Genomic DNA, 13,579 nt, shown 5'->3' with positions numbered 1-13,579 from the left:
CAGCTTAGCCCGGCCGGCCAAACGGCCCGGTCACCACCAGCCGGTCGCCAGTCTTGGCCTGCTCCAGCAAATGCGCCGTAGCCCGATCGCCGGTTTGCGAAGGGGTGACATGCAGGACGGTGGTATGATCGCGGTGGTCTGATATTTCGGCGGCGGTGTAGAGATCAGGCCCCAGATGAATGCGCAGCCGCTGGCCGGGCCTGGCCTCCGGCAAAAGCCAGGGTCCGGCCGGGCGCAGGCTCATCAAACACCCAGCTTCTTCGGCATGCTCCCCGTGAGAGCTGATATCCACAACCTCCGCCATCCTCGGCCATAGCCGGTAGTCGGGTCCTTCGGCTGCTGCCTGGTCCGGGGGCATGTGCGCTGCTCCAGAAATGTTGATGCTTTCGCCCGGCGCGATCAATCCGCCCTTTGTCACTTGGGCATACATGCCCAAAAACGCGTGTCCGAAATGGGTCTGCAGGCAGTCGGGGACTTTCAGGTCGCGAAGGGCGGTTTCGGGATTGACTGAAGTTGCGGGGCAGCGCTGAGCGGGGCGGATGATTTCCAGTTCAGCTTCGCCAATCGAAATCCGTTTTCCCAGCCAGCTGAATTCCTCCCACGGTGCCAGGCCGTCGATCAGCAAATTGCCGCGGAAGCGGCGCGGGTCGAGTTCAACACCCATGGCCTTTGACAGCATGTCCACCGACGCCAGATTGATGATCGACAGGGCGCTGTCGGTGAAATCCCAAAAGCCTGAATGGGCTCCCGGCACCTGACGCCTTTCGGCAATCATGGGCGGTATGGAGGTTTCCGGCTGGAGCGGCTCAAGCAGCGCCGGGATTGACGCATTGGCGCGTGTCTGGCTTTCCCCATCGCCGGCGGTGAAGGAAACTGCGCTGCCCTGGTGCGAGGCAATTGTCAGTTTGCCGGATGCCTCATCGAAGGTTTGGGAAAACTGCGCCAGGCCATCATGCAACGCGTTGATGAAAAAGGAGCGGCAGGGCATCCATTCTCCGTCCGGTGCCGGTTCGCTCATATTGGTCAGTGCAAAGCGCCGGTCGTGGGGCAGGCCTTCTGCGGCAGTCAGGCTGACCTTGTCCAGCCGCTCGCCGGGAAGTGCCTTGACCGGATAGCGGTAAATCTGAGCGAGCTGCATTGATCTTCCCAAAATAACGCGTGCCGGTAGAAGCTGCGCTCCCGCGGGATGGGGCTTGGCAGGCCAACCCCAACATGGCATCTACGGCGCGATGTTTGCCCGGCAGGGCAGAAATCTGGAAGATGGCGACACGAGAGCGGCTTCAAAGTCAATGACAAATGCCTCCAAAACCGTTTCCGCCCGCGAAAAGGCGGAACTTGCCAACCGGCTGATCGACGATGAGCGCGGGTTGGGTCATGAAATGGAAGTGCGGGTCTATTATGAGGACACGGATTTTTCCGGCGTTGTCTATCACTCCAATTACCTGAAATACATGGAGCGCTCGCGCACCGAATGGCTGCGGCATCTGCGGGTCTTCCATACCGATCTGGAAGCGGACAAATCGGCCTTTGCGATCCACCGGATGAATCTGCAGTTTGGCCCGCCGGCGCGCATCGACGATCTTCTGACCGTCAGGACAATCCGCAACAAGCTGACGGGTGCGCGCTCCTTTCTGCGCCAGGAGGTTTTGCGACGCGAGGCAGACGGCACCGAAACGCTACTGTGCGGTGCCGATGTAGAGGTTGCCTTCATTCACCACGGCGGTGGTGCAAAGCGGTTCCCTGACGATCTGCGGGAGAAGCTGGGAGGCTGATGCAATTCGGCCCCACGCTTTACCCGTCATAATTCACCACTTCATATTCGATGCCGTCATTGTCGTCGAAATAAAAGCGACGACCGGGTTCGTATTCTGCGTGGTTGTGCGGTTTAAACCCTTCAGTGATCACGCGCTTTTCAGCTTCAGCCAGGTCATTGACGACGATTCCCACATGGTTGAGGCCGCCAATGGCCGTGCGGGCGCCGGGTGCGCCCTTGCGGGCTTCAGGTGCTGTATAGACGGCCAGATAAACATCGTCATTGCCGACGTGAACCGTAAATCCTTCATCCTTTGAGGGGCCTTCCCAGCGGATGTGCCAGCCGAAAACACGGGACAGCCATGCGGCGGTTTTGCGGGAATCGCTAACGGTGATGTTTGCATGTTCAAGGGTGGCAGATGTCATGTTCGTCGCTCCGGTTTTGATGAGATGCTTGACAGTGTAATTTCTAAAGCTAACTTTAGATCAAGGGAAATTTCGCGATGTGCCAAAAAGTTTCCGGCCTTTCCCGCCGGCAGCAAGGGCAGGGCGGTATGGGCACACGCATGGAGGGGTTGGATGAATGCTCGATCTGTCAATCGGTGAAGTGGCTGCCCGGACCGGCCTGAGTGTTTCGGCGGTGCGTTACTACGAAAATGAGGGGCTGATACAGGCGCTGCGCAGCGAAGGCCGCCAGCGGCGTTTCCTGCGCAGTGAAATCCGCAAGCTGTCCTTCATCATTGCCGTTCAGGGACTTGGCTTTACCCTCGATCAGATCAAGGCCATGCTCGCCGGATTGCCCCACCAGCGCCCGCCCACCAAGCGGGACTGGGCAAGAATGGGCAAGGCGATCCGCGAGGAACTCAACCACCGCATTGCGATGATGGAACGGCTGCGCGACCGGCTTGACGGCTGCATCGGGTGTGGCTGCCTCTCAATGGATACCTGCAAACTTTATAATCCCGGCGATGCTGCTGCAAAATCCGGGACCGGTCCGGTGCTGGTTTATAAAGCGGGGATTGACGGGCAGGACTGATTGCGCTCCGATTGCCGCAAAACGGGAGGACAAGATGCAGCGGCAAGAGGCAGGCAAGGCAAGACCCAATGTGGTTCTGATTCTGGTTGACGACATGGGGTTCGCCGATCTCGGCATCATGGGATCGGAAATTCGCACACCCAACATCGACGCGCTGGCACGAGGCGGTGTGCTGATGACGTCGATGTATAATTGTGCCCGCTGCTGCCCGACCCGCGCCTCGCTTCTGACCGGGCTTTATCCGCACAATGCGGGCGTCGGCCATATGGGGGCCAATCTGGGCAGCCCGGCCTATCAGGGCTTTCTTCGCAATGACAGCGCGACGATTGCCGAAGTGTTGCGCGAATCGGGCTACCGCACGCTGATGGCAGGCAAATGGCATGTGGCCGGCGATTTCATGGCTCGGGAAGTCGACTCCTGGCGGGTAGGTGATGTCGATCATCCCACGCCGCGCCAGCGCGGCTTTGACCGGTTTTACGGCATTGTCGACGGGGTGACGAATTTCTTCTCGCCGCACTACATGCTGGAGAACGATTCCCGCGTCGAGGTTTTCCCCGACGACTTTTATTTTACCGATGCGATCACCGACAAGGCTATCGGCATGGTGGAAGAGGCGTCAGGCGAAGAAAAACCGTTCTTCCTCTATCTGGCCCATGCGGCACCCCATTGGCCGCTGCATGCACCGCAAGAGGATATAGCCCGTTACGACGGTGTCTACAGCGCCGGGTGGGATGCGATCCGCACCGCGCGGCATGAAGAGATGAACGGCCGGCAGCTGCTGCAAAAGAACTGGCAGATATCGCCGCGCGACAGCGAGGTGCCGCCCTGGCAGACAATCGAACACAGCGACTGGGAAGCAAGCAAGATGGCGGCCTATGCGGCCATGGTCGACCGGATGGACCAGTCGATCGGAAGGTTTGTCCAGGCGCTCAAACGCCTGGGGCAGTATGAAAACACCCTGATCCTGTTTTTGTCCGACAATGGCGGGTGCGCCGAATTCATGGCCGAGGATGGCTGGGCGAAGTTCTTTCCGGACGAAACCCATGACGGGCGCCGGATCACCATGGGCAACATTCCCGGTTTAAGGCCCGGCGGGGCCTTGACCTATCAAAGCTATGACAAGCCCTGGGCCAATGTGTCGAATGCACCTTTCCGGCTGTTCAAGCACTATGTGCACGAAGGGGGCATATCGACGCCGTTCATCGCCCATTGGCCGGCGCGTATTGCCGCACCTTCGGTATCCCATGAGGCCGCCCATGTGGTCGATGTGCTGCCAACAATACTGGAAGCGACCGGTGCGCCGCCTCTGTCGGAATTGGGCGGGCATGCGATCCAGAAACTGCAGGGCGAATCCTTCCTCCCCCTGCTGGCGGGCAAGGAATGGAGCCGTGAGCAGCCGATCTTCTTTGAACATGAAGGCAATTGCGCCATTCGCAGCGGCCAGTTCAAGCTGGTCAGAAAGCACGGTGGAAACTGGGAACTCTACGACATGGAGAAAGACCGCACCGAGCTAAACGATCTGGCCGGAAACAACCAGCCGGTGGAAGCCGATCTGCTGGCGCAATATCAAGGCTGGGCCGACAAAACCGGCGTCATGGACTGGGATGTAGCGCTGCCGATCCTGCTGGAAGCATGGCAGTTGGATAATGCAGAGGGCTAGATGTGGATACAGCCTGGGCCAAGGGCCGCACTCTGCGTCTGAGGCTTTATTCTACCTTCCCCATCTTCTGCAGTTCTCGGATTTCGGCTTTCTCCATCAGGTAGCGGTTCCAGACCCGCCCCTTGGTGATCCAGGCAATGCCGAAGGCCCACAAGGCCAGCGCTTCAAAAACAAACGTCCAGTAATCGAGGAGCCCGCCGGAAATGGTGATGCCGTTGAACCTCTCCAGCAGGAAGGAAGCAAACAGCATGGCGATGGAAACCAGAATCACCGTTCCGGAGGTGAGATAGATCGTATTGCGCAGTTTCTTGGTTTCGGTGAGTTTTCCGCTGCCGCCCTTGCGGTCCTTCCTTTCAACGCGGGTGAATACGAAGAGCGAATACCAGGCAAGGAAGGCGAACAGCACCGAAGCGGCAAAATAATGCAGATGGCCCGACCATCCGAAAAGTTCAAATGCCGGAATGCCACCCTCTTGCGGCAGGAAGAACCGGGTAACTGTAGCCTCGCCAAGGTCCATCCTGGCGAAAGCCCGGCCAGCGACCGTTGATATGGTGCAGCCGGCACCGGTGGTCGGAAACAGTGCAACGCCGAAAGTTGCAAGCCCGGCAGCGGTGGCCAATCTGCTTTCGGAAGGGTTGGTGCCACGATAGGCGATCAGAAAGGTGGCGATGACGGCCAGTGACACCACGAAGACATCGCCGAATAACCGCGAATAATAAAAATGGCTGATCGACTGGTAGAAGCAGGCATCGAAAAACGCGAAGCCCGCCATCAGTACGAAAGGCAGCAATATGGCTATGGCGCCGACGATGCTCGCAAGGATGCGCTGATTGATCTTGTAGGCCGGATTGTTGCGGTAGGTGTGTACCGGATCGTCCCGATACCGCCCGGCGCCGGTCTGGAATTGATTGAAGATCGCCTGCATGGCCCCTCACGCCAATTGCCTGCCCCCATATTGCCTGCCCTTAAGGAGGATAGCAAAATACGGCAGACAAGTCACACGCCGGTCATTTCGTTGTCGCTCAGCGGCGGCCTTCCAGCATCATGGCAAGGCGCATCTGCAGGTTCGCCAGAGTTTGCATGGCTTCCAGTTTCAGGCGCCCTGAAGGCATGGTTCGCAGGTGTTCTGTCTGACGCAGGATTTCCTTCTTGAGCTGCACTTCGGCGGGAATGGCGCCGGTCTTTGCCATCAGCTGAAAGCCGAAAGCCTCGATAGGATCGCCCAGCGGAGCTGGTGGCAAGGGGTTTCCCTGGCCGGGCAGATTTTCGAAGACGCCCCGCTCCATGGCGTTTTCAATCAATTGGTCGGCAATGCGGTGAAAATTCATCGTTCCGCCAGAGCAAGCCGCAGGCCGAGAAAGCCGAAAGCAGCGGCAAAAGAGCGTTTCATCCAGGTCATCACGGCAGGCCTCGAGATGACGAAGTCCCGGGCAAGGGATGCAAAGGCTCCATATCCAACAAAGACCACAAAGGTCATTGCCATGAAGATTGCTGCCAGCAGCACCATATCGAGGGTGGGTGAGTTGCTTCCCGCCTCGATGAATTGCGGCAGGAAGGCAAGGAAGAAAAGCGAGAGCTTCGGATTGAGTATGTTGATCAGTATGCCGTTGACAGCGATGCGCCACAGCGGGGAAGGGGCTGCGTTCTCCTTAAGGTCCAGCGCGCCGCCGCTGCGGGTGATGTTCCAGGCCATATAGAGCAGATACAGGACGCCGAGATATTTGATAATCTGGAATGCCAGGGCGCTCGTGTGCAGAATCGCGGCAAGACCGATAATGCCGGCAAGCGCCGATGGCAGGATGCCGAGCGTACAGCCGAAAGCTGCCGCGACGGAGGGGATGAAGCCGCGCCCCAAACCAATGGCGAGCGTATAGAGTACGCCGGCACCAGGCAGCAGCACCACGACCAGCGAGGTGAGCAGAAATTCGGGATTAAGCATTAGCAGCCTCATACAGGTCCGTTTTCGGGCAAGGGCGGTTTTGCCATGTTTCCGCCACGTTATCCTAACCCTTCCTTTACCTTAATCCATCATTAATGCGCCATGAATGAAGGGCATTTCCGGCATGCCTTCCTTTGACCATTTTTTTGGGGCTTTGGGACGCAGAGCAAACGGGGCGGGTGACGGGCCTGCCCGTTGCGATTCTCCAAAACCCAATCAGCGCACGGGGTAGTTCCCATGAACGGGATATCAATTCTTGCCGTCGCGGCGGCATTTGCACAGGGAGTCGAATCGGGCGGGCTGGAAGCAGCAGGGGATGTTACCCTGCTTGGCCTGTTTCTGCAGGCCGGCCTGATCGTCAAACTGGTAATGATCGGTCTGCTGGCGGCATCAATCTGGACCTGGGCGATCATCGTTGACAAGGTCATCCTTTATGCCCGCACGCGCAAGCAACTCGACCGCTTCGAGGAAGTGTTCTGGTCCGGGCGCTCCCTGGAAGAACTATACCGGTCTCTTGCCGACCGCACCCCGACGGGAATGGGCGCCCTGTTCGTTTCCGCCATGCGGGAGTGGAAGAAAAGCTATGAGCGCGGCGCAAGCTCGCCGATCGGCCTTCAGGCGCGCATTGAAAAAGTGATGGATGTTTCGCTTGCCCGCGAGATCGACCGGCTTGAGCGCCGGCTTGGATTTCTTGCGTCGGTGGGTTCGGTTGCCGTTTATGTCGGCCTGTTCGGCACGGTGATCGGTATCATGACCTCGTTTCAGGCAATTGCCGGGTCGAAATCGACCAACCTTGCCGTGGTCGCGCCTGGCATTGCCGAAGCGCTAATGGCCACCGCCCTCGGCCTGCTGGCGGCCATTCCAGCGCTGGTTGCCTACAACAAGCTTTCGAATGACGTGGCCAAGATCGCTGCCCGGCTGGAGGGCTTTGCCGATGAATTCTCCGCCATACTTTCGCGGCAGATTGATGAGAGAACCGGACGGCAGGGCTGACCCTGTCCGCCGGAACGCGAAGATTGCTGAACATGTAAAGAATGCGTGATGCGGAATTCAAGACGCCATAGACGCCACAACCGGCACAAGCCGATCAACGAGATCAACGTCACGCCGTTTGTCGATGTGATGCTGGTACTCCTGATCATCTTCATGGTGGCCGCGCCGCTGCTGACGGTCGGGGTGCCGATCGATTTGCCTGAGACGCGCGCCAATCAGCTTAACTCAGAGACCCAGCCGATCACCATCTCGGTCAACGAGGCCGGTCAGGTCTATCTCCAGGAAACCGAAATTCCCATGAATGAGCTCGTAGCCAAACTCGGCGCCATTGCCCGCAACGGTTATGAGGAGCGCATCTATGTGCGTGGAGACCGGGCAGCAGCCTATGGCAATGTCATGCGCGTGATGGGTCTGATTTCGCAGGCCGGTTACAAGCGGCTCGCCATGGTGACGCTGCAGGAACAAACCGAACAATAGGACACCTCAGGTGAAATTCGGGGTAGCGCTTTCCAGTACGGCTCATGCAGCGGTCCTCGCCTGGGGACTGTTGAGCTTTTCTGCGCCTGCGCCGCTGGAGGTCGCCGATGTGGAGGCATTGCCCATTGATATCGTGCCCATTGAGGAATTTACCCAGTCCGTCGAAGGAGACAAAAAGGCCGATCTGAGCGAAACGCCTGCTCCCAAACCGACGCAACGGCCCGATGTGGTCGAAAATGCCGAAAACATCGGGGAAAGCCAGAACGACCTGAAGTCGCAGCCGGAAGCAAAGCCTGCAGAACAGCCGGTGGAGACGGCAAAAGCCGAGACGCCGCCGCCCGCACCCAAGCCGACCCCTGCTCCTGAAATCGAGGAAGTGCCGCCAGCGCCGGAGGATACGCCTGCGCCCACGACAGAGATGTCAGCGCTGAACGATCCTGCGGTGCCGATAACCGAAGAAACGCCTGTTGAGGAAGCAGCCCCTGCCGAAAGCAGCGAGCAATTTGCCTCACTTCAGGATGTTGCAGCTGTTCCCATCAAACGGCCCGAGCCGCCAAAGCCGAAAACAGCGGAAACCACGCAACGCAAGAAACCGGACAAACCCGCCAGCACCAGGAGTGCGTCCTCCGACAAGAAGGAGGAGTCGGTGACGGATGAGATCGCCTCACTGCTCAACAAGCAGGAACCGGCCTCTTCGGGCGCAAAAACGTCGGACCAGCAAGCATCGCTGGGAACCAGCAAGCCATCGAAAAGCGGCAAACTATCCGCCAGCGAGCTGGATGCGTTGAGGGCGGCCATCGAACAGTGCTGGTCTGTGCCGGCCGGCCTTGCAGATGCCGAAGACATGCGGGTGACGGTAACGATCCGCCTAACTCCGGATGGCAACATCGAGGGCCGTCCGGACGTCCAGGCAAGCGGGGGGAAAGCGGTGCGCGGCGGGCCTTTGCGGGCAGTGCGAGACGCGCCGTGCAAAAATGTGCGCCATATTCGTTGCCCACGGAGAAGTATGATACCTGGGCGGAAGTGGTGGTGAACTTCAGCGCGGCTGAGATGTTTTAACCGGGTCAAACCGGAAAAGGGAAAAGGAAACGAGTATGCGTTTTTCAAACCACATCAGCAAAACAGAGCTGCAGCCGCTTGCAGCTGACAGCGCCGGAGAAATGGCGCGAGGGATTTCGCTTATTCTGCGCGCGCTAATTGCCTCACTGTTCATGCTGTCCGCACTGTTGGCGGCAACCCTGCCCGGACAGGCGCGGGTGGTAATCGACATCAACAAGGGGACGATTGAACCGCTGCCGATTGCGATTACCGATTTCGGCGGACAATTGGGGCCGGAGATTGCGTCGATCATCGAGGCGGATCTGAGAAACTCCGGCCTGTTCAAGCCGATCGAGAAGGCTGCCTTCATCCAGCAGCTTGCCGATCACAACCAGATTCCGAAATTCGAGGACTGGCGGGTGATTAATGCCCAGGCGCTCGTGACTGGCGCCGTTTCGACCGAGGCTGACGGGCGTCTGAAGGCCGAATTCCGCCTTTGGGACGTGTTCGGCGCCGAACAGATGATCGGCCAGCAATATTTCACCGGAGCCAACAACAAGCGGCGGCTTGCTCATATCATTGCCGATGCGATCTACAAGGAGCTCACGGGCGAAGAGGGATATTTCGACACTCGTATCGTATTTGTCGATGAATCGGGACCGAAGCAGAAACGCGTGAAACGGCTGGCCATCATGGATCAGGATGGCGCCAATCTGCGCTATCTTTCCAAGGGCGATGATCTGGTTTTGACGCCGCGGTTTTCTCCGACCCGACAGGAAATCACCTACATGTCGTTCGCAGGCGGCAATCCGAAGGTTTATCTGCGCCAGATCGAGACCGGACAGTATGATGTGGTGGGAAATTTTCCCGGCATGACCTTTTCGCCGCGGTTTTCCCCGATGGCCAGAAGGTAATCATGAGCCTCAACAATGACGGCATATCCAACATATACGCAATGGATCTGCAGTCGCGCTCGACCACGCGGCTGACCAACTCAAATGCCATCGACACCAGCCCTTCCTATTCTCCGGACGGCGCGCGCATTGTGTTTGAATCCGACCGTGGCGGGCGTCAGCAGCTCTATGTGATGGGGGCTGATGGCTCCAACCCGCAACGCATCTCCTTCGGCACCGGCAGTTATTCAACACCGGTGTGGTCACCGCGGGGGGATCTGATCGCGTTCACCAAACAACAAGGCGGCAAGTTCCTGATTGGCGTGATGAAACCGGATGGTTCGGGCGAACGTATCCTCACCGAAGGGTTTCACAATGAAGGACCAACCTGGTCGCCGAATGGCAGGGTGATCATGTTCTTCCGCGACAGCCCGGGCGAGAATGGTGGCCCGAAACTGTTTTCGGTAGACATCACCGGCTATAACGAACGCCAGATTCCCACACCCAATTTCGCTTCCGATCCGGCCTGGTCGCCGCTTTTGAACTGACGATTGCCCATCGCAGCAAGGAACGCCGCGCTTTTGCCGCTTTTACGTGGTTTTCACCCTTCAGTCAGGCAGCACACGGCCAACAAGGCCGTCGGGCGTGCTGCACTGAGTGTGACGCGAAAGCGTCACGGGAAGGGCGGCGAAACGTTTAACCGAACATTCACCATGCTCCTTGAAGCGGGCTTAACCGTTTCATGGTTATTGAGGGGTGAACAGAATTGCTAAAGGAGTAAGGAACGATGCCGCAAGCACGTTCGCTACTGAAATCGCCTGCACTTATTGTTCTGGCCGTGGGCCTTGCACTGGCAGGCTGTGCATCGAAGAAGCCGCTGCCTGACAATGCAGGCGGCCTGGGGCTCAACAATGCCGCACCAGGTTCCCAGCAGGACTTTACCGTCAATGTTGGCGACCGGGTTTTCTTTGAAACCGATTCTTCCTCGCTTACCGCGGCGGCCCGCGCTACCCTGGACAAACAGGCACAATGGCTTGGCCGTTATACAAACTATCCGGTTACCGTTGAAGGCCATGCCGACGAACGCGGTACGCGCGAATACAACATCGCGCTGGGCGCACGCCGCGCCGCTGCCACGCGGGACTATCTGGTTGCACGGGGTGTTCCACGCAGCCGCATCCAGACGATCTCCTACGGCAAGGAACGTCCGGTTGCCGTGTGTAACGATATTTCCTGCTGGTCGCAGAACCGCCGGGCGGTCACGGTTCTGGCAGCACCTTCCGGCTGACCTCCAGCAAAGCTGGGAAGATTTGATCCTGGAAAGGCCGGTATTTTCAGCCGGCCTTTTTCGTTGATGATCCACGATCTTGAACCTTTTGCAGGGAATTTGCGCGGTGATGAAACCCGAAAACCCGGATTTTGCCGAAACGGTACACGAGAGCTTTGCCCGTCAGAGCTTCATGACAACCCTCGGCGGCACGATCACGGCTGTCGAACCCGGCATGGTTTGCATCGAATACGGGCATCATGAAGGGCTTTTGCAACAGCACGGCTTTATCCATGCCGGTGTGGGCACGAGCATTCTCGACAGTGCCTGTGGCTATGCGGCGCTCAGCCTGGCGCCGGCAGGCGCCGAAGTGCTGACGGTGGAATTCAAGGTCAATTTTCTCCGCCCGGCGAAGGGCAAGCGCTTTTCAGCTTCCGGCCAGGTGCTGAAGGCAGGCAAGCGGCTGACGGTCTGCGAGGGCGAGTTGCGGGCAGACGGGACAAGTCTGATTGCCAAGATGCAGGCAACCATGTCGATCCTCGTTAAAACCTGAAAGGCTCTGTGCGGTATTTGACTGGCCACTGGCGCTGGGCGATAGTTTTGCAAGATGCGTGTAACCGCTGGGGCAGAGCCAATCGGGAGGATATCAGTCATGCTTACCAGAACCGGGGCAAAGGCATTTGCCTTTGCAAGTCTTGCCGCCGCCGGATTGTTCACAAGCCAAAACGCATATGCCGCCTGTGCGGTGGTTGAAGAAACGGCCATCGGCCCCAATGTGCAGATCGCAACCTTCATGGCGCGCCAGCAAGCCCGGCAGGCAATACGGCGCAGCGCCGGAAGCCAGGCTGCCAGGCGTGCCGACTACAACAATGCGGCCTGTGTTCCCGCAGCTGCCACAGGCAGCCGGGCGCGTTGTACGGTGCAGGCCTCCTTCTGCACTGCGCCGCCCGTGCCGGTGCCGCCACAAAATCCGGTCCAGCCTGTCACTCCGATCCAGCCTGTGCAGCCGGTATTGCCGCAGCCGCCGGTTGCCGGCGGCACGTGCTATAGCTACCGGGCAAAGGCGATCGGCAATGGAGCAGATCAGGCTCAAAATCTTGCGGCAAATGCGCTTGCTGGTTCACTGGCCAAGGTTGGTGCTCAGATCGGAGGCCCCGGTGTGACCACTTCGCCGCCTGCCTGTTATTACCTGGACAACGGCACCAATCAGGTTAATTGCGAGATCACCGCGCGGCTCTGCCGTTGAGACAGGTTGCGGCGCGCAGATCATGTTGTGCGGCAATCCGGCCTGCCCGGAATTTGCCAAGAGGACAACAAATTTCCGTCGTCTTTGACGCTATTGTGTGAACGCACCAAGCCGTGCAGATTTCCGGTGCCGGACCCAGCACCGGCCAGTTGAAACATTGAGGGACACTTTATGAAACGATCATCGAGCTTGAAGGCGGCTGCCGTGCTTGCTGCCCTTGCCTTGCCGGGACCGGCTTTCGCCGCCAGTCAGGATGGCAAACCGGGATATAGCGGAAAACCGCTTGCCGGCCTGTTGCAGGGCCTTGACGTGCGCGGCGGTGAAAAGGCCGGCGCAGCAGGGTATGAAAATCCGGTTCCCGGGGTTTCGGCGGGCAATCCTTCGGGTCAGGCAAATCCCATCGTTACGGCGCAGGCTTCTGATGCTGCTTTCCGCATCAACCAGCTTGAAGAACAGGTCCGGGTGCTCAACGGCCAGGTCGAGGAAATGAACTTTCAGCTGCTGCAATTGCAGGAACAGCTTCGCAAGATGCAGGAAGACAACGAATTCCGCTTTCAGGAGCTGGAAGACCGCAGCGATGCTTCGGGCGGTGCCAGTGCGGAGGAAAACAGCCTGGGAAAGTCCAAACCGTCTGATTCTGCTGCCGGTAACGGAGAATCAGACGGATCTGGCACGCGTAAATCGCTTACCGACCTCATTGAGGAAAACAGCGATGCTGCTCCGGCTCTGGGCGAGCCGCCCGCTTCCCTTGGCACGCTGACATTCGATGCCGACGGTAATCTGGTTGATACCAATGTTGGCAAGCCGGTCGATCTGACACAGCCGGGCCAGCAAAGTTCGCTGGCGCCGCAGGCACTTCCCGCAACGCCGGACGAACGGTTCAACCTCGGCTATCAGTATGTACAGGCCGGGGAATACGCACAGGCAGAAATGGTCTTTCGTTCGTTCATGTCGGATTTCGACGGCGACGACAAAACTTCCGATGCGGCGTTCTGGCTTGGCGAGAGTCTTTTTTCACAAGGCAAGTATGACGAGGCGGCGCGGATTTTCCTGGAAAACCACAAGGCCTATCCGCAGGCTCCGCTGGCAGCACAGAACCTGTTGAAGCTCGGCGTTTCGCTTGCAGGCCTGGAGCAGCGTGAACTTGCCTGCGCCACCTATGCGGAAGTGCCAAAAAAATATCCGCAAATGTCGAATGCGGTACGCAAGCGCGTGGCAATTGAACAGCAGGCCGCAAAGTGCAAGAACGGGTAGGAAACGAATGATCCGTTCCTCAAA

15 protein-coding genes and 1 pseudogene are annotated in these 13,579 nt (G+C 58.5%); 11 read left to right on the top strand and 5 right to left on the bottom strand.

The window, feature by feature from the left end; translation table 11 throughout:
* Positions 1 to 4 precede the first annotated feature (4 nt).
* A complete protein-coding gene (locus BVL55_RS12880) occupies positions 5 to 1,138 on the bottom strand; it encodes an MOSC domain-containing protein (protein WP_075997237.1) in 1,134 nt (377 codons plus the stop codon).
* Between the two features lie 55 nt (positions 1,139 to 1,193).
* Here BVL55_RS12880 and BVL55_RS12875 point away from each other — a divergent pair, with 55 nt between their 5' ends.
* Positions 1,194 to 1,772, top strand: a complete 579-nt coding sequence (locus tag BVL55_RS12875) for a YbgC/FadM family acyl-CoA thioesterase (protein WP_280161409.1) — start codon at positions 1,194 to 1,196, stop codon at positions 1,770 to 1,772.
* A gap of 19 nt (positions 1,773 to 1,791) precedes the next feature.
* On the opposite strand, the gene BVL55_RS12870 is transcribed toward BVL55_RS12875, so the two are convergent.
* The gene (locus tag BVL55_RS12870; protein WP_075997236.1) at positions 1,792 to 2,178 is read right to left on the bottom strand and encodes a VOC family protein; all 387 of its coding nucleotides are present in this window, start codon (positions 2,176 to 2,178) and stop codon (positions 1,792 to 1,794) included.
* Positions 2,179 to 2,335: 157 nt separating this feature from the next.
* Between BVL55_RS12870 and soxR the strand changes: the two genes are divergently transcribed.
* Both soxR and BVL55_RS12860 read left to right on the top strand, forming a co-directional pair.
* Positions 2,336 to 2,788, top strand: a complete 453-nt coding sequence (gene soxR, locus BVL55_RS12865; RefSeq protein WP_075997235.1) for a redox-sensitive transcriptional activator SoxR — start codon at positions 2,336 to 2,338, stop codon at positions 2,786 to 2,788.
* Positions 2,789 to 2,822: 34 nt separating this feature from the next.
* Positions 2,823 to 4,448 carry an arylsulfatase gene (locus BVL55_RS12860; protein WP_075997234.1) on the top strand — a complete coding sequence of 542 codons (1,626 nt, stop codon included), beginning with the start codon at positions 2,823 to 2,825 and terminating at the stop codon, positions 4,446 to 4,448.
* Positions 4,449 to 4,494: 46 nt separating this feature from the next.
* Here BVL55_RS12860 and BVL55_RS12855 read toward each other — a convergent pair whose 3' ends face one another.
* The 3 genes from BVL55_RS12855 to BVL55_RS12845 all read right to left on the bottom strand — a co-directional run bounded on the left by BVL55_RS12855 (position 4,495) and on the right by BVL55_RS12845 (position 6,387).
* Entirely contained in the window at positions 4,495 to 5,373 is an 879-nt protein-coding gene (locus BVL55_RS12855; protein WP_075997233.1) for a hypothetical protein, read from the bottom strand.
* A gap of 97 nt (positions 5,374 to 5,470) precedes the next feature.
* Positions 5,471 to 5,776 carry a DnaJ family domain-containing protein gene (locus tag BVL55_RS12850; protein ID WP_075997232.1) on the bottom strand — a complete coding sequence of 102 codons (306 nt, stop codon included), beginning with the start codon at positions 5,774 to 5,776 and terminating at the stop codon, positions 5,471 to 5,473.
* Positions 5,773 to 6,387, bottom strand: a complete 615-nt coding sequence (locus tag BVL55_RS12845; RefSeq protein ID WP_075998149.1) for a LysE family translocator — start codon at positions 6,385 to 6,387, stop codon at positions 5,773 to 5,775. The genes BVL55_RS12850 and BVL55_RS12845 overlap by 4 nt, the downstream gene beginning before the upstream one ends.
* Positions 6,388 to 6,624: 237 nt before the next feature.
* Between BVL55_RS12845 and tolQ the strand changes: the two genes are divergently transcribed.
* The 8 genes and pseudogenes from tolQ (at position 6,625) to ybgF (ending at position 13,555) form a co-directional block, all read left to right on the top strand.
* The gene (gene tolQ, locus BVL55_RS12840; RefSeq protein WP_075997231.1) at positions 6,625 to 7,380 is read left to right on the top strand and encodes a protein TolQ; all 756 of its coding nucleotides are present in this window, start codon (positions 6,625 to 6,627) and stop codon (positions 7,378 to 7,380) included.
* 48 nt (positions 7,381 to 7,428) lie between these two features.
* Positions 7,429 to 7,857: a protein TolR gene (gene tolR, locus BVL55_RS12835; RefSeq protein WP_075997230.1), complete on the top strand. Its 429-nt coding sequence runs from the start codon at positions 7,429 to 7,431 to the stop codon at positions 7,855 to 7,857.
* A 10-nt stretch (positions 7,858 to 7,867) separates the two neighbouring features.
* Positions 7,868 to 8,890: a hypothetical protein gene (locus BVL55_RS12830; RefSeq protein WP_428977260.1), complete on the top strand. Its 1,023-nt coding sequence runs from the start codon at positions 7,868 to 7,870 to the stop codon at positions 8,888 to 8,890.
* Between the two features lie 127 nt (positions 8,891 to 9,017).
* Positions 9,018 to 10,336 (top strand): annotated as a pseudogene (tolB, locus tag BVL55_RS12825) (Tol-Pal system beta propeller repeat protein TolB).
* 239 nt (positions 10,337 to 10,575) lie between these two features.
* On the top strand, positions 10,576 to 11,076 hold the full coding sequence (gene pal / locus BVL55_RS12820) for a peptidoglycan-associated lipoprotein Pal (protein WP_075997229.1): 501 nt from the start codon (positions 10,576 to 10,578) through the stop codon (positions 11,074 to 11,076).
* A 109-nt stretch (positions 11,077 to 11,185) separates the two neighbouring features.
* Positions 11,186 to 11,608, top strand: a complete 423-nt coding sequence (locus BVL55_RS12815) for a PaaI family thioesterase (protein WP_075997228.1) — start codon at positions 11,186 to 11,188, stop codon at positions 11,606 to 11,608.
* Positions 11,609 to 11,707: 99 nt separating this feature from the next.
* Positions 11,708 to 12,301 (top strand): hypothetical protein, encoded by a 594-nt coding sequence (locus BVL55_RS12810; RefSeq protein WP_075997227.1) that lies wholly within the window; start codon positions 11,708 to 11,710, stop codon positions 12,299 to 12,301.
* 171 nt (positions 12,302 to 12,472) lie between these two features.
* The gene (gene ybgF / locus BVL55_RS12805) at positions 12,473 to 13,555 is read left to right on the top strand and encodes a tol-pal system protein YbgF (protein WP_083649530.1); all 1,083 of its coding nucleotides are present in this window, start codon (positions 12,473 to 12,475) and stop codon (positions 13,553 to 13,555) included.
* Positions 13,556 to 13,579 lie beyond the last annotated feature (24 nt).

It is taken from the genome of Salaquimonas pukyongi, from assembly GCF_001953055.1.
GTDB classification, from domain to species: domain Bacteria; phylum Pseudomonadota; class Alphaproteobacteria; order Rhizobiales; family Rhizobiaceae; genus Salaquimonas; species Salaquimonas pukyongi.
The sequence above is the reverse complement of the archived record's forward strand: the minus strand, read 5'-3'. Positions and strand labels throughout refer to the sequence as shown.